A 21,732-nucleotide genomic window follows, 5' to 3' on the forward strand; every position below is an offset into this window, starting at 1 on the left:
GTTCTCAGCCGCCAAGGAGGAGCCTTTTGAAAAAACTCGATCTCATTACGATTGGGCGTTCTTCTGTCGACCTTTACGGCGCACAGGTGGGCGGACGTCTGGAGGACATGGCCTCCTTCAACAAATATATCGGTGGTTCGCCGACCAATATTGCAGCCGGCGCCGCACGGCTTGGCCTCAACAGTGCCGTCATCACGCGTGTTGGCGATGAACACATGGGCCGATTTATCCGCGAGCAACTCGTCCGCGAAGGTGTCGATGTTCGTGGCGTCAAAACAGACCCCGAAAGGCTGACCGCACTCGTTCTCCTGGGTATCCGCGACCAGAACCAGTTCCCTTTGATTTTCTATCGCGAAAACTGCGCTGACATGGCGCTATGCGAAGACGACATCGACCCGGCGTTCATCGCAGACGCGGCCTGTGTATGCGCGACGGGCACCCATTTGTCGCATCCCAAAACCGAAGCAGCCGTCCTCAAGGCGCTCAGGCTTGCTCGCGAAAATGGCGCCAAGACCGCACTCGACATCGACTACCGACCCAATCTCTGGGGTGTTGCAGGTCACGGCGATGGTGAAAGCCGTTTTGTCGAGTCAGAGAAGGTAACCGCCAAACTGCAATCGACCCTGCACCTCTTCGACCTGATCGTCGGAACGGAAGAAGAATTCCATATCGCCGGCGGCTCGACCGACACATTGGCGGCTCTGAGGGCTGTTCGCGCAGTCTCCAAGGCAACCCTGGTCTGCAAGCGCGGACCGATGGGAGCTGTGGTCTTTACCGGTGCAATACCAGACAATCTCGATCACGGTGAATCGGGTGAAGGTTTTCCGATTGAAGTGTTCAACGTCCTTGGTGCAGGCGATGGCTTCATGGCCGGGCTTTTCCGGGGATGGCTCAGAGGCGAGGATTGGCCGACAACGTTGAAATTTGCCAATGCCTGCGGCGCATTTGCGGTCTCACGCCACGGCTGTACCCCAGCCTATCCGAGTTGGGAAGAGCTGCAATATTTCTTCCGCACTGGCATTCGAAACAAGGCGCTTCGCAAGGATGAAGGCTTGGAGCAGGTACACTGGTCGACCAACCGCAAGGGCGACTGGAACACGATGCGCGTCTTTGCTTTCGATCATCGCATGCAGTTGGAGGGGATGGCAGACGAACTCGGTGTGGACCATGGCCGCATCGGTGACTTCAAGAAACTCTGCCTGGCAGCAACCCGCCAGGTTGCAGGAAACGAAGAAGGATACGGCATCCTCTGTGACGGCCGGCTTGGACGGGACGCGCTCTATGAGGCAAGTGGATCTGGCCTATGGATTGGCAGACCTGTTGAATGGCCAGGATCGCGACCTTTGACACTAGAACCTGCTCTGGGGGCGGACTACGGCGGCCTAGCGGAATGGCCAGTTGAAAATGTCGTGAAGGTGCTGTGCTTCTATCATCCCGACGACACGGACGAAATGCGCACTGAGCAGGAGCAAACCGTCACTCGCCTGTTCCAAGCCGCCCGTCGCAACCGGCTGGAGATGCTGCTGGAGATCATTCCATCGAAGGTCAATCCGACAGATGACACGACGGCGGCCCGCATCATCGATCGCTTCTACGAAATCGGGATCTACCCGGACTGGTGGAAACTGGAGCCGATGAAAACCGAGGCTGCCTGGAAGAATGCCTGCGATGCGGTCCAGCGTAACGACCCTTATGTCCGAGGTATTGTTGTTCTCGGTCTGGATGCTCCACAGAGCGAACTGGAGGAAAGTTTCCGCCTCGCGGCCGGCTTTGATCTGGTCAAGGGATTTGCGGTGGGACGTACAATCTTTGCGGAGGCTGCCCGTGCTTGGCTCGGCGGCAAAATGACAGACGCCGAGGCAATCAAGGACATGGCACAGCGCTACAGCAACCTGTGTCACATTTGGGATGAGGCGCGCGCCAAAAAGGGAGAGGCAGCGTGAAAACAGTAAGACTGACGGCTGCGCAGGCGATGGTTCGTTACCTTGCCGCGCAGATGAATGAACACGGAGAAACCTACATTGCCGGTGTATGGGCCATATTCGGCCACGGCAATGTCGCTGGTATCGGCGAAGCGCTATATGGCATTAAAGATGAATTGCCGACCTATCGCGGCCAGAACGAACAGTCGATGGCCCATGCGGCAATTGCTTATTCCAAGCAACTGCGCCGCCGGCGCGCCATGGCGGTAACATCGTCGATTGGCCCCGGCGCAACCAACATGGTCACGGCAGCCGCACTGGCCCATGTGAACCGTCTGCCGGTTCTGTTGATCCCCGGTGATGTCTTTGCCAATCGCGGACCCGATCCGGTGCTGCAGCAGATCGAAGATTTTGGCGATGGCACGATGACGGTCAATGACTGCTTCCGCCCGGTGAGCCGATACTTTGACCGCATCATGCGACCCGAACAATTGCTGACCGCCCTTCCCCGCGCCATGCGGACGATGACGGACCCGGCAGATTGCGGTCCGGTCACACTTGCATTCTGCCAGGATGTCCAGGCCGAAGCCTACGATTATCCTGAAAGCTTCTTTGAAAAACGTGTCTGGCGCCAACGCCGACCCGAGCCCGATGCGACAGAATTCGACAATGCGCTCGCCGCTTTGAAGGCTGCCAAGAACCCGATCATCGTTGCCGGAGGCGGCGTTCATTTTTCCGGCGCGACAGACACCCTGAAAGCGTTTGCGGAAAAACATTCCATCCCGGTCGTGGAAACACAGGCGGGCAAGTCCGCGCTCGCTTGGGATCATGACCTGAACTTCGGCCCTGTCGGTGTGACAGGTGCGGAATGTGCCAACATCGTCAGCGAAAAGGCCGATCTGGTGTTTGGCGTGGGCACCCGCTTCCAGGATTTTACGACGGGGTCTTGGGCACTCTTCAAAAACCCGAACCGAAAGATCCTGGCGCTCAACGTCCAGCCCTATGATAGCGCCAAACACGGTGCAATCGGCCTGACGGCTGATGCAAAGATTGGGCTTGAAAAGCTGTCAGAAGCCCTTGGAGATTATAGTTTTGCCTCTCCCGACGCCAAACTCAAGGCCTCGTGGTACCAGAAGGCCGACAGCCTGACTAACCCTCCAGGTGATGCAAACAGCCTGCCAACCGACATGCAGGTGATCGGCGCGGTGCAGCGAGCCTCTCGTGACAACACAGTCGTCATGTGCGCAGCCGGAACCATGCCGGGCGAACTCCACCAGCTCTGGAAATCAAAGCTGCCACTGTCCTATCACATGGAGTACGGCTTTTCGTGCATGGGATATGAGGTCGCCGGTGGCCTCGGCATCAAGATGGCGGAGCCGGATCGGGACGTCATCGTCATGGTTGGTGACGGCTCCTACATGATGATGAACTCTGAGCTTGCGACCGCTGTCGCGATGGGCATGAAGATCACGCTCGTTATCACCGACAACCGGGGCTACGGCTGCATCAACCGGCTGCAGATGGGCACCGGTGGTGCAGAGTTCAACAACCTTTACGCTCATACCAACGTCAACCCGATTACCATCGATTTCGCCGCGCATGCCGGCGCCATGGGCGCGGATGCCAAGAAGGTTTCGTCCATCGCTGAGCTGGAGACGGCATTAGACACTGCCCGCGCTTCGGCGCGCACGACGGTCATCGTCATCGACACCGATCCTTACCCAACTCCTGAAGCTGGCGGCTATTGGTGGGATGTGGCCGTTCCGGAAGTCTCCAAGCGCCAGGAAGTCAATGACGCACGCACTCGTTATGAATCCGCATTGAAGGAAAGACAGTAAGATGATCCGTTACGGAACGAACCCGATCGCCTGGTCCAATGATGACGACCGCACGCTCGGCGCGCACATCAGCCTTGATCAATGCCTGAACGAGACAGCGAAGATCGGCTTCGACGGTATCGAGAAAGGTCACAAATTCCCCCAGGATCCGGACGGGCTGAAAGCTGTGCTTTCTCCCAGGGGCCTGTCTTATGTCTCCGGCTGGCATTCACTCAATCTTCTGACAGATGATATCGAGACCGAGAAGAAGGCTATGCAGCCTGCGCTCGACTTGCTCAAAGCCATGGGGTCGAAAGTCATCATTGTTTGCGAGACCTCCAACGCCATCCACGGTAACGATGACCAGCCGCTCGTTGACCGGCCGCGGCTGAAGGAAAGCGACTGGGCTGCCTTCGGCGCGGGCGTAGAGGCGCTTGCTGCCCATGCATCTGAGCAGGGCGTTACACTCGTCTATCACCACCACATGGGAACCGTCGTCGAGAGCGAGGAAGAGATCGATCTCTTGATGAAACACACGGGCCCCAAGACGCGTCTGCTGCTCGACACCGGCCATTGCCTGTTTGGTGGCGGTGATCCGGTTCGTGTGGCGAAGAAATACATGAACCGCGTCGGCCACATCCATGCCAAGAACGTGCGGCCCGCTATCGCTGAACAGGTTCGCAACGAACGCCTCTCGTTCCTTGAAGGTGTCCGGCGTGGCGTGTTTACCGTTCCAGGTGACAGCGAAGGCGGCGTCGATTTCCCGCCAGTGCTTAAAATCGCGGCCGAGCATGGTTACAGCGGCTGGCTGGTGATCGAAGCAGAACAGGATCCGGATGTCCGCAATCCCTTCGAATATCAGAGCCTAGGCCTGAAATCCCTGAAGTCATTTGCTAAGGAAGCAGGGCTGGACAAAGCGGCAGCCGCCTGAAGCAGCAAGGACAGCGGAAGGATTGTCCGAGCTCTTTCCGCTCTCCACATCCCCCGATAGATGAAGGCCGTTACATGCCTTCCGACGTATGCTCAAAATACAGGGAGAAACACCATGACTTCACTTCTGCGCAAGCCGGTGGCAAAGACCGGCAAGGTGCATGACATCACGCCCCAAAGCGCGGAATGGGGTTATGTCGGCTTCGGCCTCTATCATTTGGGTCCGGGCGAAACGGCGGCGGAAAAGACGGGAGATACGGAAGTCATTCTTGTTCTTGTCGAAGGAAAGGCAAAAATCTCTGCGGGTGGCAAGGACTTCGGTGAACTCGGTGACCGTATGAATGTCTTCGAACGCAAGCCGCCGCATTGCGTCTATGTCCCTGCCGGCTCCGAATGGTCAATTGAAACGACCACGAATTGCACGGTCGGCGTATGCACTGCTCCGGCTGATGCTGGTACCCGTGAAGCAAAGCAGATCGGTCCGGCAGGGGTGGTGTTGACCGAACGTGGCAAGGGCGCCAACACACGTTATATTTTCCCGATCGCCATGGAAGAGCGAGATGTCGCTGATAGCCTGCTTGTAACCGAAGTCTTCACGCCGTCTGGAAACTGGTCGTCTTACCCCCCTCATCGTCACGACGAGGATAACTACCCTGAGATGACCTATCTGGAAGAAACCTACTATCACCGGCTGAACCCGTCACAGGGTTTCGGTTTCCAACGCGTCTTCACTGAAGATGGATCGCTGGACGAAACCATGGCCGTCGCGGATGGCGATGTCGTACTCGTTCCCAAGGGTCATCACCCCTGCGGCGCGCCTTATGGTTACGAGATGTATTACCTGAATGTCATGGCGGGCCCGATGCGCAAATGGCGCTTCAAGAACCATCCTGATCACGACTGGATTTTCAAGCGCGACAACCCCTGATCGCGTCGGACAAGCATTCACGATTTCTGGAGGAGGAAACGATGGCCGCTTTGGGTGTGGGCCTCATCGGCACCGGCTATATGGGCAAATGCCACGCACTTGCCTGGAACAATGTCGCCAGCGTTTTTGGAGATGTCGAACGACCGAGGCTCGTTACCCTCGCCGAGATAAATCCGGAACTGGCTCGTCAAAAAGCACAGGAATTCGGTTTTTCCCGATCGACGGCAAACTGGCGCGATCTTTTGTCTGATCCCGATATCGATGTGATCTCTGTGACCACGCCGAATGCGTTTCACCCGGAAATGGCAATTGCCGCCCTTGAGGCTGGCAAACACGTCTGGTGCGAAAAGCCAATGGCACCGGCGTTTCAAGACGCGGTCAAGATGTGCGAAGCAGCACGAAGCTCGGGCAAGACTGCAGCCATGGGCTACAACTACATCCAGAACCCGGTGATCCGGCACATGCGCCGCCTGATCGATGAAGGGGCAATCGGCACGGTCTACCACGTACGTGCGGAGATGGATGAAGACTTCATGGCCGATGCCACCGCACCGTTCTATTGGAAGAGCGAGGCGTCATCCGGTTACGGCGCATTGGACGATTTTGCCGTTCATCCGCTTTCACTGCTCTACGCCCTCTTCGGCCATGTCGAAAGTGCGATCACAGACATGGTGAAACCCTACGCGACGCGGCCACTCGCAAGCGGTGGCACGCGGGCCGTCGAAACCCACGATCTTGCCAGTGTGCTGCTGAAACTGGAGGGCGATATTTCCGCCGTCCTGATGGCCAACCGCTCCGCTTGGGGACGCAAGGGGCGCATTGCCATCCAGATTTTTGGGTCAACCGGCTCTATGCTTTACGATCAAGAGCGGATGAACGAGTTCCAACTTTATACCACCGACGGCCGTTCGGAAGAGCAAGGTTTCAGAACCGTCCTGACGGCACCGCATCACAAGCCCTATGACCGGTTTATCCCGGCGCCCGGCCATGGCCTCGGCTTCAACGACCTCAAGGTTATCGAATGCCGTGAACTGCTGACGGCAATCGGGGGACAGAACGCACACATCATTGATTTCGAGAACGGCCTTCGCATCGAACGGAGCATTCACGCGATGGCGCGTTCGTTCGCAGAGCGGCGTTGGGTGACAGCGAACGAGGTCCACGAATAATATCGGCGAGGCGACCTGCGACTGGCATCGCGCCAGTCGCAGGGACCTTAAAACACTAGCGTGCTCCGCCAGATGCACCGCTGATATGTGACAGGGACGCCATTAGTGCTGCGCGCGGATCATCAAGCGAATGAACCGTTGCAGCAAAGGGCTCGAAGGAAAAGAACCCTCTGTAGCCGCGGGCGACAAGGGTCTTGACCTGATCGATATTGCCAAGCCTGTCGTTTTCATCGACCAGTACGCGGTGCGCATCCAACATGTCGGCGACCGGCACTTTGGCGTCTGTAACTCCGGAGATATGCACCAGGCCTGTTCTGTCGGCAAAGAACTCCGGTTCACCGGCGAGGTGATGATGGAACGTATCGTGGACGAGGCGGAAAGTGCTGTCTGCACCAATATCTGTAATCGCTTCGACAGCTTCACGCTTCGAGCGCAGTGAGCAAATGGCAAAACCGAGCGGCTCGACCAGGCCGACAATTCCCGCATCAGCCAGGATCGGCAACAGTTCCTTGAGCGCACGGCGCAAGTTCGCCTGACGCTCACCGTCTCCACGACCGGACCCGTCATTGACCGGTACGAGGACAAGTGCCGCTGCACCGCAATTGCGTGCGTAAGAGACCAGCTCACGGGCTTCCTTTTCCCGTTCAGAAGACCACTCATTGAACCGTTGAAGCGCATTGATCGACAGGATCGAGATTTCGGCCGAAGCTGCGATATCCCGTATTCTTTTCGCTGGCGTTCCATCAATGATGGCATTGCCTGCGAGATCGTTGCGGATTTCGACAGCTTTAATACCGAGCTGTCTGGCGAGATCGAAGAACGCTTCGGCAGATTTCTGTGGCGCGACCATGTGGTTCAGCGCAAAGCGGAGAGATGTCATGAGCTTTTCCAAAAAAATGGGCAGGATCGCTCCTGCCCCAGGTCTGGGAGGAAAGACTAGCGTTTTGCGCGCTTCTTCTGACGGTAAACGTCGGCGACAACCGCTGCGACAATGATGAGGCCTTTGACGATCTCCTGATAATAGGCATCGACACGCAGGAACGTGAAACCCGAGGTCATGACACCAAGAATGATCGTGCCGATCACTGTCCCGGTGATACGGCCAGCACCTCCGGCAAGCGACGTGCCGCCGATTACGGCCGCCGCAATCGCATCGAGCTCGTACATAACCCCCATTCCAGCCTGCGCGGTTTGCGCGCGGGCCGCTGTCACGACGCCGGCAAGCCCTGCCAGCATACCGGCAATGGCATAGACTTTGATCAGGTGAGCCTCGATATTAATACCGGAGACACGCGCGGCCTGTTGATTGGCCCCGATCGCGTAGGTGAACTTACCGTAGCGGGTATAACGAAGGGCGATGTGGAAGATCACGGCAACGGTCAGGAACACGACAACTGGCCAGATACCGGAACCGATGAAGTTAAACCCATCAGTCAGGCCCGAAATTGGTTGTCCTTTCGTGTACCACTTCGAAATACCGCGCGCCGTCACCATCATGCCGAGCGTTGCGATGAAGGGCGGAATTTTCGTTCTGGCAATGAGCTGTCCGTTGATGAACCCTGCCAGCATGCCGGCGAGAATGCCCACAGCGAGAGGAATTACAAATGGCAGGTCGGTCAGTCCAGGATAAAGCGCCCGCGGCCAGGTCGAGGATTGACCGACGCTTGCTGACAGCATTGCTGTCATGCCCACGACCGAACCCGAGGAGAGATCAATGCCCCCGGTGATAATGACCTGCGTTACTCCGACAGCGATGATGCCGATAACGGAGACCTGCAGGATCATGATCGTCAGTCGCTGCTGGTTCATCAAAAAGCTCTGACCGATCAAAATCCAGCCAAGTATCTCATAAACGAGAGCTATGCCGATCAGAACGAAGAAAATATTGGCTTCCGGTGGCATGCGACGATGCGGCTTACGCCCCGATTTGACGTCCTGCTCGCTCTTTGCCGCGATGTTGGTATTCATCAGTTATCCTCCCAAAAATCTCGCCGCGCCTTAACGCGATGCGAGATCCATAACCTTGACCTGCGTGGCTTCGCTTCTTTCGAGAAACCCTGTAACCCGGCCTTCATGCATGACCATGATGCGGTCGCTCATGCCCAGAACTTCAGGCATTTCCGACGAGATCATGATCACCGCGACACCCCGACGGGCCATTTCGCATACCAGCTTGTGAATTTCCGCCTTCGCGCCGACATCGATCCCGCGTGTCGGCTCATCGAGGATCAGGATACGCGGATTGGTCAACATCCAGCGACCGATAAGCACCTTCTGCTGATTGCCGCCCGACAGATTTTCGATCCTTTCCTGCAGATTGGGGGTTTTGACACGCAATTTGCGGCACATATCCTCGCAGGCTTCGGAAAGCCCTTTTTCCTGCACAAAGCCGTTGCTGACGAATTTGTCCTGCAGAACAGCAATCTGCATGTTTTCGAGTATGTCGAGGATCAGGAGGCAGCCAGTGTCCTTGCGGTCCTCTGTCAAAAACGCCATTCGGTTGCGAATTGCCTCCGTCGGGTTTGTGATCGTCACGGGCGTTCCATCGATCTCCACCTTGCCGGATGAGGCAGGCGTAACACCAAATACGGTCTCCGCCACGTTCGAGCGGCCAGAGCCGACCAGGCCTGCAACACCGAGAATTTCGCCGGCCCGGACGTCGAAGGAAACATCCTGGAACACGCCGTCCAGGCTGAGGTTTTTCACCGACAGCACGACCTCACCGATCGGCACGTCTTCCTTCGGGAACATTTGCGTTATCTCGCGCCCGACCATCATGCGGATAATGTCATCACGGGTAACGTCGGTCGACGCATGCGTCCCGATGTATTTGCCATCGCGAAATACCGAAAATTCATCGGCAATCTCGAACAACTCGTTCATCTTATGGGTGATGTAGACGATGCCGATGCCACGTTCGCGCAGGTCACGAATAATCCGGAACAAATGCTCCACTTCGCGTTCCGTCAGCGCCGAGGTCGGTTCATCCATGATGAGAACATCGGAATCGTAGGAGACGGCCTTGGCAATTTCCACCATCTGACGGCTGGCGACAGAAAGCTCCTTCACCGGCGTTTCTGGATCGATATCGATCCCGAGCCGCTCCAGAAGGGCTTCCGTGCGCCGATACATTTCACCGTGATCGATGAAGCCGAGGCGGTTCTTCGGTTCGCGGCGTATCCAAATATTCTCCGCAACTGTCATATAGGCCATCAGGTTAAGTTCCTGATGGATCATGGCGATGCCGTTCTCGAGCGCGTCGAGTGGGGAATTCAGCCGGATCGGAGCACCTTTCAGGCGGATTTCACCTTCATCGGGCTGATAAATACCGGCGAGAATTTTCATCAGCGTGGACTTGCCCGCGCCGTTTTCTCCCATCAGCGCGTGGACACTTCCTCGTTTGAGACGGAACGACACATCATCGAGCGCAACCACGCCCGGAAACTCTTTTCGGACACCTTCCGCCGCAAGAAGAAATTCTGCATTCGGTATGGCACCGCTGGCGCGCACAGCGGCCATCGTAGACGGACTGACGACCATCTCATCCTCCACAAGACAAGGAATTTATCAGAGGAAGGGGAAGCGATTAACGACCCCTTCCTCCCGGGAGGTTTTAGTTCTTAGCCACGTAGTCCTTGACGTTTTCAGGCGTCACGAGCTGGAAAGGAATGTAGACCTTCTTTTCCACCTTATCGCCCTTGGCAAGCTTGAGGGCGGCATCAAGAGCGCCCTTGCCCTGTCCGGCTGCGTCCTGGAAAACCGAGACATCGAGGTCACCGGCCTGCATGGCGGCAAGAGCGTCCTGGGTCGCATCCACGCCGGCAACAACATAATCCTTCATGTCCTTACCTGCAGCCTTGAGGGCCTGGATGGCGCCAATCGCCATTTCATCGTTATTTGCGATCACAGCGTTGAATTCGATGCCGCTGGAGAGCCAGTTCGTTACGAGGTCCGCGCCCTGTGTGCGCTGCCAGTTTGCTGTCTGCTCCTCGACGATCTCGATCCCCTTGCATTCATCGGTCTTCACGACGTCATGCACGGCCTGCGTACGCATGCGCGCACCCTGGTTGGAAAGCTCGCCCATCATGACGACGGCTTTGCCCTTCCCACCAAGAAGACGGCAAACTTCCTTAGTTTCGAGCGTTCCGGCGACGACCTCTTCGGAGGCGACGAAAGCCTGTCCGTCAGGAAGGCTATCAACATTCACAGGCTGGCGATTGACATAGACGAGCGGGATTTTGGCTTCAGCTGCAAGCTTCGACATCGCAGCGGTCGCATCTGTGTCGACCGGATTGACGATGATTGCATCGACCTTCGATGCTATGAAGTTCTGGATCTGGCTTTGCTGCTTGGCTACGTCGTTCTGTGCATCCTCCACCTGCAACGTCACGCCGTTCATTCCCTTCGCATAGTCCTGCATGCCGTTGCGCAGAACCGTCAGGAAGTTGTCATCAAACAGAGCCATCGAAACACCAACGGTTTCGGCATGCGCCGCGGTACCGAGCAGCAACGACATTGCCGCGCTGATAATAAGCTTTCTCATTGTGATTTTCTCCTCCTCAGTGTCCGGCGCCACCTCTCCCAGCCGGAAGCGAACTTGAGTTCGCCGCTCCTCCTCACATCAAAAACGGAATAATGAAACCGATTTATCTGATGTACGGTATATTTATTCTATTTTTAGACCAAACGTCAATCTTTTCTTGATGGCCATCCCGGTGATCCAGTTTCTTTAGTCTGAGCAGCCTTGCCGTGGCAGGATCGAAACTTAGACATGGCCACATTCTGGTGTTGCACCGTTGGCATGATCTTCATTGCAGTAAGATCGAGTGCCAAAGTTACTAAGAGAAATAACGGCGTATGCGACGCGCAAGCGGATAACTTGGCCGAGAAAGATCAGCGGCCCTTGCAACCTTCACAAACTCTGTGAATTCGGCCTCGACGATACACGCTGCGATCCTATCTTCTGACGATAGATCGGCCTCGCTGACTGGGCGGCGGTTGGCATGTTTTTCGCCTCAGTATTCACCAGGCAGCGCACAAGAGAGAAATGCTTGGGGAAAGCGTTGGAAAAATATTCTATCCGGATGCGGATTTTTACTTTTCTTTGTCGTGCGAATGACCATGCCCCACCCTATATGGCTGTGCATTCGAAATCCTCTAAAGGAACCCGGACATGGGCTGGATAAAAATCATCGCGACTGCGGCTGCACTTCAAGCATTAGCTTTTTCTCCGTCGATGGCGGGCGAAAACCTAGACCAGGTCAAGTCGGCTGGCGTCATCAAGATCGGGACTGAAGGCACCTACGCTCCATTTACGTTCCATGACTCATCCAACAAGCTCGTTGGGTTCGACGTTGAGATCGGCGAAGCCGTAGCAAAGAAACTCGGGGTTAAAGCCGAATTTATCGAAGGCAAATGGGACGGGCTGATCGCAGGTCTCGATGCGAAGCGATACGACGCCGTTATTAACCAGGTCGGCATCACGGAAGCACGTAAACAGAAGTACGCGTTTTCCGAGCCGTATATTGCCTCGAAAGCTGTCTTGATCGTGCGTGATGATAATACGGACATCAAGGGCTTTGAGGACCTGAAAGGCAAGAAGTCTGCACAGTCCCTTACGAGCAACTTCGGAAAGCTTGCCGAGGCAGCTGGAGCAGAGTTGGTTGGCACAGATGGTTTCGATCAGTCTATCCAACTGGTTCTTACCCGCCGCGCTGACGCCACGGTGAATGACAGCCTGTCGTTCCTCGACTTCAAGAAGCATCAACCTGATGCTCCTGTGAAGATCGTTGCCGAAAAGTCGGACGCAGACTTCTCGGGCATCATCGTTCGCAAGGGGGATGATGATCTCATCGCTTCTATCAACAAAGCCCTCTCGGATATCAAGGCAGACGGGACCTACAAGGCTATTTCCGACAAATACTTCGGACAGGACGTATCCAAGTAAACCTGTCATTCTGCTCTCATCTGCGCAGTCACGTTCAATCAGTCGTCCGGTGTTTACGCCGGACGGCTTTGTTTTAGAGGTGTGCTTTGCCCCACTGGCTTCAGTTGATGTTGGATTCATTTCCCACTTTGTTGTGGGCAGGCATCCGCTTCACCATTCCACTCACACTGCTCTCTTTTGCACTTGGCCTCGCTTTAGGTCTGGTGACTGCTGTTGCTCGGCTATTTGGACCCGCACCGGTCTCGGCGCTCGCCCGTTTTTACGTCTGGATCATTCGTGGCACACCCTTGCTGGTCCAGTTGTTCGTGATCTTCTACGGGCTGCCAAGCATCGGTGTGCTTCTCGATGCATTTCCTGCGGCGCTAATCGGCTTCACCCTCAACGTCGGAGCTTACACGTCCGAGATCATCCGTGCGGCGATCAGTTCTGTTCCCAAAGGGCAATGGGAGGCGGCATATTCAACCGGAATGAATTGGCAGCAGGCGATGCGCAGGACGATCCTACCGCAGGCTGCAAGGGTATCCGTGCCACCACTTTCGAACTCTTTCATCTCGCTCGTCAAGGATACCTCACTTGCTGCGGCGATCACGGTTCCGGAGTTGTTCCAGGCGGCACAGCGTATCGTTGCGACAACGTATGAACCACTCATTCTCTACATCCAGGCTGCACTGATCTATCTCGTATTGAGTTCCGTTCTTTCCGCCTTGCAATCGCGGCTGGAAACCAGGTTCTCCCGCTACGGCGGGCTATTGGAGGCGAACCGATGATTGAGCTCAGCAATATCGAAAAACGCTTTGGAGAAGCGGTGATCCTCAAAGAGGTCTCACTGCAATTTCCGGAGGGAAGCGTCACGGCACTCGTCGGACCTTCCGGTGGTGGCAAGAGCACATTGTTGCGCTGCATCAACCTTTTGGAACAACCTACGTCGGGTTCGGTCAGGGTCGGTTCCGAGGTCGTGGAGTTTCATCCTGGTCGTAAGGCTCGTTGGCAGGATATCCAGAAAATCCGGAAGCAAACCGGGATGGTTTTCCAGAACTTCCAGCTGTTTCCACATCGAACGGCCATAGAGAACGTGATGGAAGGCCTTCTTGTCGTCCAAAAATGGACGAAGGAAAAGGCCCGCATCCGAGCCATGGAGTTGCTTACAAAAGTCGGAATGGCGCACAAGGCGGACGCTTGGCCTGCCAATCTCTCCGGTGGGCAACAACAGCGCATCGCAATCGCCAGAGCCTTGGCACCGTCGCCCCAGGTACTCCTTTGCGACGAGCCAACTTCCGCTCTCGACCCTGAGTTGGCTGCAGAGGTGGTGGACGTTCTAGGCCAGCTTGCCAGGGAAGGCACGACTATGGTCATGGCGACGCACGATCTGCGGCTTGCATCACAGGTATCCAACCAGGTCGTATTTCTAGAGGCTGGCAGAGTGGTGGAAGCAGGCACTCCGGATGAACTTTTCCGTTCTCCCCGGCATGAACGAACACGTCAGTTCGTTTCATCGATAAGTGCGGCACAAGCTTTGTGACAGATAGCCCAACCGGTATGAGCTGCCATCCATTTTAAACAATAAAATGTGACGCGCGGAAATGAGACGAGATCACAACAACCACTGTTTGTCACCGTAGACGCAAATATCCTTAGACCCGCGCACAAAAAAATGGGGACGCTCAACTCTTCATGAGGAGCGCCCCTTTGCACCTCGAAAGTCATGCTCTAGCGAAGTCATTTCGCGAAGACTCAGACGTTCGTGTTTCGTAGGTGGTGCTCCGGGAATATACAGCACCCAATTGCTCTTCAACATTAGAAGGCCCTGCGAGCCCCATTTTCCACAAGCATGGACTTAAATACACCCATCCCAGCTGACCAAAACAGCTTAGGAAAGCGCATGCGATGCATGCTTTGCACCAACGAAATTTTTCGACAAAATTCCCTTCACGACGCTGGAGTTTGCCAGGCAGACGGCAAGGCCACTACGCCGCAGCAACTCTAATGCCTCAACTAATGACATAGACTGGATTGCTGATCGCACGACGCAAAGGCTGCCCATGGACGTCCGCACCATGGAGCTGCCAAGGAAGTGACCGTCCCTCCTGCGCCTTCAAGAATTCGCCGATCAATTGCTCGCGACTTTTCTCGGCGACAATTTCTGCACGCAAGAAGGTTTTCGCATCGCCGCTAAACCTTCCTGTCCATGCATCAGTTTCAATCTCCTCGGTAGATACCGGGCCAGTCGCATCTATCCAGACAAGCAAGTCGCCACCCGCCCCTTTCACATCTGCCTCGGCGAGGACCGGACCGTCAATTGTTGAACCCATTGGCTGACCATTCACCGTCAACGCCAAATGGGGCCCTGTAGGACTTTCGGTCACGTAACCGCGCCCGGCCTTCATAGCCGCAATGACCGCATCCTCAGACAGTTCATCCAACCAGAATACGGTCGTGGGGCGAGCAAGCGTCAGCGGACCTTCCGGAATGAGACGGGCTGGCTGATGGAAATCGCTCCCACCTATCGCAGTAATCTTTAGTCCCGAGGCCAACCTGTCTTGATAGCGACCGATTGACACCCAGTTCCACGCCATCCAATGGGATTGCCAGACCTCCATACAGTCGATCGCTGGAAGTTCATAATCCCACTGGATTGTCGGTTTGTCGTGATTGATCGATAGCAATCCACCTCGTTCATGGACCAACCGGGATAGGGTATGGGCATGCTCAGGCTTCGTCATGCGGAAATCAATCCACTCATCGATACCGTAGACGTTCGCGTGACCGACCGCGGTCGTCACCTCCATTGACCGCAAGAAAACAAGATCGGGTGACGAATGTGGATGAAAATAGCGTCGCTGGGTAATGGTATTGTGGTCGGCGATCGCCAGAAAATCGAGACCAGCCTGTATTGCCGCCTGATGCAGGAGTTCCGGCGAACCTTTCGCATCGGAGTGGTAGGTGTGGCAATGAAGATCGCCACGATACCACCCGGCGCCTTTGCGCCGCGGCATTGTGCGCACCGGCTGTGGCTCCAGCCGACGTGGGGCACGATCGAGCTGGATGCTCACGGTGACATCTGTACCCTCAAACGGCACCTTGTAGAGACCGAGCATAACTTTCCACGCGCCAGCCGGTATCGCACCATGGATGTAACCAGGCGTCGCATCGTCGGTCGCAACAAAAAAGTGGTCCCGCGCACCACCGCTCCAACCGCGAAAGCCCGCTGTTGTTGGGTAATCTGTTGCAAGAGGGTCAAGTAATCCCAGATCGATGACGCAATCTTCGGCCTTCCGATAGACCATGCTCACGTCGATGCGTGTCACGCCCTCCGGGACATCGAAAGGAACATAGAAATATGGATCAGCCACTTGGTCGGCGCGGCGGATTTGAACCTTGATTTCGGTCATTTAAGTTTCAACTCTATTCGCCAATGGCCGGAACACGAATGCCGTCACCATCGAACAATGTCACATGGCGGATATCAAAGGCGAGCGTCACAAGGTCGTTCACGTGGATTTCATCGTCCGTAAAGATGCGGGCAGTTACTCGCCCTGCATCCTCACGCTCCATCGTGACAAGGCTTTCGGGCCCCATGTTTTCATTGGCAAAAAGCTTTCCTGTGATGGTGTTTTCATCGCCGGCGCGGGCAATCCGCAGGTGTTCTGGCCGCACACCAAGTGTCATCCGGCCGCCTTTGGCCGCCGCCGCAATGGCGTCGGATAAAGAAAGCCCTGGAAGCGTCAAACCATCGGCGCGCAACTGCAGCCTGCCATCAGCAACTGCGGCCTCGGTTGATACGAGGTTCATTGGAGGATTACCCACGAAGTTGGCAACGAAGGTCGTGGATGGCCGCCGATAGATCTCGATAGGTGGTGCGAATTGAACAATGCGGCCTTTGTCCATGACCGCAATTCGCGTTGCAAGCGCCATGGCCTCTGCTTGATCGTGGGTAACATAGACAGCCGTCATTCCCATGTCGCGCTGGAGGTGATTGAGGAAGCCGCGCGCTTCCAGACGCAGTTTGGCATCAAGGTTGGAAAGCGGTTCATCAAAAAGATAGACCTGACTGGGATAGACGAGTGCGCGTGCAAGCGACGTACGCTGTTGCTGTCCGCCGGAGATCTGGCTCGGCAGACGTTTCATCAGATCCCCGATCTTGAGCACATCGGCGACCTGCCGAGCGCGCGCATGGCGATTTTCCTCGCTCTCGCCACGCACTTTAAGAGGATAAGCGATATTGTCGGCGAGGTTCATATGAGGATAGAGCGCGTAGTCCTGGAAGACCATCGATATCTGCCGGTCCTTTGGGTGCAGGTAGGTGACGTCATTACCGCCGATCAGCACCTTGCCGGAGGTCGGCGTTTCAAGTCCTGCGATCATGCGCAAGCTCGTCGTCTTGCCGCAGCCGGACGGGCCGAGCAGGCAGACAAATTCACCATCAGCGATTTGAAAGCTGATGTCGGGTACCGCATTGAAGGAACCGAAACTCTTGGAGACATTCTGGAATTCGACAGAGGCCATGAAACTGATTTCCGATTACGACTTGATGCCACCAAAAAACCGGAAACCAAACTTCCAGTTCACGAAGAGGTAAAGCACGATGACGGGGAGTGAGTAGATAAGTGAATAAGCAGCGAGGAGTGTGACGATCGGTGTTCCTGCCTCCGAATAGAAGGAGTAGATCGCTACTGATGCCGGCATCAGGCTATCGCTGCGCAGCAGGATGAAGGGAATGAGGAACGATCCCCAGATATTGACAAAAGCCCAGACCACGACAACCACGATGCCAGGCCGAATGACAGGCAATGCCACGTCGAAAAATGCCTGCAGGGGCGATGCACCCGCCACCATTGCGCTTTCTTCATAAGACCGCGGGATGGCATCGATAAAATCCCGTAAAATGAACATTGCCGTAGGCAGAAGCCCGCCCGCAAAGACGAGGATAACCGCTATATGCGTGTTGATGAGGCCAATCGCAGAGATGATCAGGAAGATGGGCACCATGGCTGCTGAGCCTGAAACTACAGAAGAAAACAGCAACAGAGTGTAAGTGACCGCGCCCTTACCCGGGATCGAAGAACGGGACAGGGCATAAGCAGCAAGCGTCGCGGCTGCCCCAATCAGGATAACCCCGCCGAAAGACTGAATAAGACTGTTCAAAAGTGCACGCATCGCGAAGGTGTTTTCAAACACCGTGACAAAATTGGAAAGCGTGAAAGGTTCCGGAATTGCAAGCCCGAGTTCGGCACGCGCGTTGAACGGGGCGAAGATGAACCAGACAAGCGGCAGTGCGAAAATCACACCAAGCAAGGATGCAACTGCGGAAAAGAGAATACGGCGTTTGAAGACGCTTCGGGTAATCTGCATCACTCGGCCTCCCCTGCTTTCTTGCGCGCGATACGCAAATAGACAAGCGCAAAGGCAAGGTTCACGAGCATGATGATAACCCCGACCGCGGCACCTTTCCCAAACTCAAAGTCTTTGAATGCAATCCGGTACGTGTAGATCGACAAGAGCTCTGTACGATATGACGGGCCACCATTTGTCAGCAGGAACGGCGTAAACACGTTGAAGGTCCACATGGTGATCAAGATGAGGTCGGTGACGACATGGCCGCGGATGAGTGGTAGCGCGATGTCTCGAAGTTTCTGCCAGGAGGTTGCCCCTGCAACATCCGCAGCCTGGAAATAGCTTGGCGGGATAGACTGAAAAGCGGAATTGAAAAGCATCATCGAGAAGGCAGCGCCGCGCCACGTGTTGAAGAAAACAATTACCCAGAACGGCTGTTGCAGTAGCCAGTCGCCGGGCGGTAGCCCCAGACCCCGCATGATCATGTTCAAAGTGCCGTTGTCGTAGTCGAGGAAAGCGAACCACGCGAAGCCGATCACCACTTCCGGTAAGATCCACGCGGCAATAACGGCCGTCTGCAGGAAAGACTTCAGCGCTGGCGATACGGCCTGGCTGAGCCATGCGAGTACCAGGCCAATCAGCGCCTGGCCCGCAAGCGCGGAAAGCAACACGAATTGTAGGGTCAGAATGAACGAAAAACCAAACTGACCGCGCGTAAAAAATGTCTCTGGATTGAAGAGAGCAAAGTAGTTTTGCAGACCGACGAAATCCGGATCGACAGCTGTTTTCCCGATAAGCGTTCGGTTCGTGAACGAAACGAAGATCACCCAAAAGAATGGGACCATAACAAAAATGCCGACCAGCGCGGCAGCAGGAGCCAAAAAGACTGCGCCTGCTCGCGTGGATAGCAGCGAGAAGTTCTTCATGCCTTTACCTCAAAGCGGATCGCATAGATCCATCGCGATTTGCGTCTGACCGGCATGCGGCCAGACGCAGGCGTTACGCCTCAGAGACGACTGACAGTATTTTCAGCACCGACTATTCCAATCACGGAACTCTTGAACTGAGCCATCGCGTCTTCCGGGGAGAGTTCGCCGGAAACGACGCTTTCGGTCATGCGCTGAATCTCAGCAGAGACCTTGTTGTAGTTCGCATCATTCGGACGAGCCGTCGTAATGGGCAGCAACGTTTTGGCTGTCTCAGCCAGGAATTGCGAATTGGGGATAGGCACGTCGTTGCGAATGCGGATTGCAGGCTGGATTGCCTGGAACGCATCAAGCTGTGCCTTGCTGTTCATGAACGACAGCAATTCCCAGGATTCCTGCGGTGCGTCTGTATGAGGATTGATGACAAATCCGGTACCACCGGACATCGTAACAAAATCCTGACCACGCAGACCGCGGCCCGGTTTTTCCGACGGCATTTTCTTCCAGGTCATGACGTTATCGCGATCTGCGACTTCAAACTCTGCTCCGGGCTTTGTGACGGAGCGATAAAACCAGTCACCCTCGATCAGCATGGCGGTCTTGCCACTGCGGAAATTCGCGAAGCTGCGATTGCGTCCATCGGCCAGAAGCTGCGCGCGTTGATCACCGAGCTTCTCATCCAGATAGATCGTCTTGTAGAGTTTCAAGGTGTCGAGGATACCTTGACTGGATACAATGTACTTGCCACTTTCATCAGTAACTTGCTCGCCGGTCCCGAGCAAAGCCATCCAATAGCCCTGCATCGTTGTGGCTTCGCCCATGGAAACACCGGCATTTAGTTGGAGCGGGAAGCTCTCCGGGTCGGCAGCCTTGATCTTGCGTGCGGCATCCAGGAGTTCCTCCCAGGACTTCGGCTGCCAACCTTCAGCATCGATGCCAGCCTTCTTGAACACGTCTTTGCGGACAAATATCATGCGTGCATCGGTTCCGAGCGCGATGCCGTACGGCTTGCCCTGGTAGCTCATCAAAGCCTTAGAGCCCTGAGAGATGTGCTCCCAGCCTTCCCAATTTACAGCATCTGGACCGGCAACTTCTTCGAGAGACTTCAATAACCCACCCTGCACGAAGCTTGGGATCAGGAAGCCATCAAAATTTGAGACGTCTGGGCCTGCCCCGGTTGAAAAATCCAATGCAAGCTGCTGCGTGAGTTGCTCGTCCTCTCCGCCGAACTGGGTTAATTTGACGGCGACATCTTTGCCCTCGGCCTTCATTTTTTCTGTGAAAGCGGGAATGACGGCATTCTGGATCCATTCTGCCATGCCCGAATTAACACCACCGATTACACAGCGGCAGGTGATGTTGAGTTCTGTCGCGGCCAAGGTCTGGCTCGACAGCGCGATCGCCGCCGTCGCGCCCATCAGCAAAGTTTTGATGCTCTTGCGCATAAATAGTCCTCCCAAAAAACAAGTTCGCGCAGTAGCACGCGCTTTTTCGGTGATCCGGCAAGCTAGACTCCACCCACGGCCTACCCTATCCCTCTCCTAAGAATGAACACGCTTTCATTTTTGTCAACAAGGCGGCCATTTAAAAAATTTAGATCGCGCCCATTTGACAGTATAAAGCCAAATATTGACGTATTCTGCTTGACGCGCACCATCAAAAAAGCAATTCAATAGTGAACACGTTTTCATTTTTTAACGCCGAGCACACCATGACTGACCCCAGCAGCAAGAAAGCAGCCCGCGCGACCGCCGATCTTGTGGCGCGCGAAGCAAACGTTTCTCGCGTTGCCGTGTCGCGTGCGTTTAACCCCAACGCCTCACTGAAGCCGGAAAAGCGCGACCGGATTTTACAGGTGGCGCGTGAATTGAACTACACGCCTGACATGGCTGCGCGAGCACTGGTGACACGCCGCTCGCACCTTGTTGGCATGATTGTACCTGACGTCTGCAGCCCCTGGGAAAGCCAGGAGATCGACGCGCTAACGACTGCATTGCAAGCTGAGGGTTTTGCGACGCTGCTTTTCAAGGCAAAGGCCGACTTCAGCATGGACCACACCTTGCTGACCTATATGCGGGGCTTCAATCCGGATTCGGTGATTGCGTTTACCGAAAATATTGCGCCAGACATTCTCACCAGCTTTCTCGACCGCGCCGTGCCCATCTACGTTATCTATGATGATGCGACAGAATTTTCTGGCAAGCCGACCACCAGTGTCTACGACCGCCTTCTTGTCCGCCAAAGAGAGGGCATCGAGCAGGCGATCGCGCTGTTGCAGGGATACGGTGCACGCCGCATCGCCTATCTGGGGGGAAAGCAGCAGTCGCTCGCCAACAACGAGCGCGAGCGCATGATAACCGAGATCCTTGCTGAAAGGGGTATGGAGCCGCCAATCGCTGTAGCGGGTGACTACACTTATGACACCGCCTATCGCGCGACACTCGACCTATTTCGTATTGGTGACGGTGCGGATGCCATATTTGCCGCCAACGACGTCGGCGCTTTCGGGGCGATCGATGCTTTGCGACACGAGCTCGGCCTTTGCGTGCCGGATGACGTAAAGGTTGTGGGCTTCGATGACATCCCGCAATCGCACTGGAAAAGTTACAATCTCACCACGGTCCGCATTGATCTCGAAGATCGCGTCCGGGCACTCGTACGCCTTATTCTGAGGCGACTTAAAACCCCCGACGCTGATCCTATGGTCGAAACGCTCGGAACGAGGCTTGTCGTGCGCGGCACCGTGGGCTGAACGGAAAAGA

Annotated in this window: 18 protein-coding genes; 9 read left to right on the forward strand and 9 right to left on the reverse strand. The window is 55.6% G+C overall.

Annotation, left to right across the window (positions count from 1 at the left end; genetic code table 11):
• The first annotated feature begins 26 nt into the window (after nt 1-26).
• The 5 genes from iolC to FY156_18290 all read left to right on the forward strand — a co-directional run bounded on the left by iolC (nt 27) and on the right by FY156_18290 (nt 6,766).
• Nucleotides 27-1,943 (forward strand): 5-dehydro-2-deoxygluconokinase, encoded by a 1,917-nt coding sequence (iolC, locus tag FY156_18270; GenBank protein UXS03503.1) that lies wholly within the window; start codon nt 27-29, stop codon nt 1,941-1,943.
• The gene (gene iolD / locus FY156_18275; GenBank protein UXS03504.1) at nt 1,940-3,760 is read left to right on the forward strand and encodes a 3D-(3,5/4)-trihydroxycyclohexane-1,2-dione acylhydrolase (decyclizing); all 1,821 of its coding nucleotides are present in this window, start codon (nt 1,940-1,942) and stop codon (nt 3,758-3,760) included. The genes iolC and iolD overlap by 4 nt, the downstream gene beginning before the upstream one ends.
• A gap of 1 nt (nt 3,761) precedes the next feature.
• Nucleotides 3,762-4,670, forward strand: coding sequence for a myo-inosose-2 dehydratase (iolE, locus tag FY156_18280; GenBank protein UXS03505.1), 909 nt, complete (start codon nt 3,762-3,764; stop codon nt 4,668-4,670).
• Nucleotides 4,671-4,784: 114 nt separating this feature from the next.
• Entirely contained in the window at nt 4,785-5,597 is an 813-nt protein-coding gene (gene iolB, locus FY156_18285) for a 5-deoxy-glucuronate isomerase (GenBank protein UXS03506.1), read from the forward strand.
• Nucleotides 5,598-5,638: 41 nt separating this feature from the next.
• Nucleotides 5,639-6,766 carry a Gfo/Idh/MocA family oxidoreductase gene (locus FY156_18290; protein UXS03507.1) on the forward strand — a complete coding sequence of 376 codons (1,128 nt, stop codon included), beginning with the start codon at nt 5,639-5,641 and terminating at the stop codon, nt 6,764-6,766.
• Between the two features lie 55 nt (nt 6,767-6,821).
• Here FY156_18290 and FY156_18295 read toward each other — a convergent pair whose 3' ends face one another.
• From FY156_18295 to FY156_18310, 4 genes are all read right to left on the reverse strand, one after another.
• Complete coding sequence (locus FY156_18295; GenBank protein ID UXS03508.1) at nt 6,822-7,646, reverse strand: TIM barrel protein; 825 nt, start codon at nt 7,644-7,646, stop codon at nt 6,822-6,824.
• 56 nt (nt 7,647-7,702) lie between these two features.
• Nucleotides 7,703-8,734, reverse strand: a complete 1,032-nt coding sequence (locus FY156_18300; protein ID UXS03509.1) for an ABC transporter permease — start codon at nt 8,732-8,734, stop codon at nt 7,703-7,705.
• Nucleotides 8,735-8,764: 30 nt separating this feature from the next.
• Entirely contained in the window at nt 8,765-10,306 is a 1,542-nt protein-coding gene (locus FY156_18305) for a sugar ABC transporter ATP-binding protein (GenBank protein UXS03510.1), read from the reverse strand.
• Nucleotides 10,307-10,379: 73 nt separating this feature from the next.
• Nucleotides 10,380-11,309: a sugar ABC transporter substrate-binding protein gene (locus FY156_18310; GenBank protein ID UXS03511.1), complete on the reverse strand. Its 930-nt coding sequence runs from the start codon at nt 11,307-11,309 to the stop codon at nt 10,380-10,382.
• Between the two features lie 630 nt (nt 11,310-11,939).
• Here FY156_18310 and FY156_18315 point away from each other — a divergent pair.
• The 3 genes from FY156_18315 to FY156_18325 all read left to right on the forward strand — a co-directional run bounded on the left by FY156_18315 (nt 11,940) and on the right by FY156_18325 (nt 14,232).
• Nucleotides 11,940-12,713: an amino acid ABC transporter substrate-binding protein gene (locus tag FY156_18315; GenBank protein UXS03512.1), complete on the forward strand. Its 774-nt coding sequence runs from the start codon at nt 11,940-11,942 to the stop codon at nt 12,711-12,713.
• Nucleotides 12,714-12,799: 86 nt separating this feature from the next.
• Nucleotides 12,800-13,480, forward strand: a complete 681-nt coding sequence (locus tag FY156_18320) for an amino acid ABC transporter permease (GenBank protein ID UXS03513.1) — start codon at nt 12,800-12,802, stop codon at nt 13,478-13,480.
• Nucleotides 13,477-14,232 (forward strand): amino acid ABC transporter ATP-binding protein, encoded by a 756-nt coding sequence (locus tag FY156_18325; GenBank protein UXS03514.1) that lies wholly within the window; start codon nt 13,477-13,479, stop codon nt 14,230-14,232. Before FY156_18320 ends, FY156_18325 begins: the two co-directional genes overlap by 4 nt.
• A 469-nt stretch (nt 14,233-14,701) precedes the next feature.
• Here FY156_18325 and FY156_18330 read toward each other — a convergent pair whose 3' ends face one another.
• The 5 genes from FY156_18330 to FY156_18350 all read right to left on the reverse strand — a co-directional run bounded on the left by FY156_18330 (nt 14,702) and on the right by FY156_18350 (nt 20,415).
• A complete protein-coding gene (locus tag FY156_18330; protein UXS03515.1) occupies nt 14,702-16,102 on the reverse strand; it encodes a CehA/McbA family metallohydrolase in 1,401 nt (466 codons plus the stop codon).
• Nucleotides 16,103-16,115: 13 nt separating this feature from the next.
• Entirely contained in the window at nt 16,116-17,216 is a 1,101-nt protein-coding gene (locus tag FY156_18335) for an ABC transporter ATP-binding protein (GenBank protein ID UXS03516.1), read from the reverse strand.
• Between the two features lie 15 nt (nt 17,217-17,231).
• A complete protein-coding gene (locus tag FY156_18340; protein ID UXS03517.1) occupies nt 17,232-18,062 on the reverse strand; it encodes a carbohydrate ABC transporter permease in 831 nt (276 codons plus the stop codon).
• Nucleotides 18,062-18,970, reverse strand: a complete 909-nt coding sequence (locus FY156_18345; GenBank protein UXS03518.1) for a sugar ABC transporter permease — start codon at nt 18,968-18,970, stop codon at nt 18,062-18,064. The genes FY156_18340 and FY156_18345 overlap by 1 nt, the downstream gene beginning before the upstream one ends.
• Nucleotides 18,971-19,050: 80 nt before the next feature.
• A complete protein-coding gene (locus tag FY156_18350) occupies nt 19,051-20,415 on the reverse strand; it encodes an extracellular solute-binding protein (protein ID UXS03519.1) in 1,365 nt (454 codons plus the stop codon).
• Nucleotides 20,416-20,681: 266 nt separating this feature from the next.
• Between FY156_18350 and FY156_18355 the strand changes: the two genes are divergently transcribed.
• Nucleotides 20,682-21,722 carry a LacI family transcriptional regulator gene (locus FY156_18355; protein ID UXS03520.1) on the forward strand — a complete coding sequence of 347 codons (1,041 nt, stop codon included), beginning with the start codon at nt 20,682-20,684 and terminating at the stop codon, nt 21,720-21,722.
• Nucleotides 21,723-21,732 lie beyond the last annotated feature (10 nt).

The sequence above is a fragment of the Agrobacterium tumefaciens genome (assembly GCA_025559845.1).
Lineage (GTDB): Bacteria > Pseudomonadota > Alphaproteobacteria > Rhizobiales > Rhizobiaceae > Agrobacterium.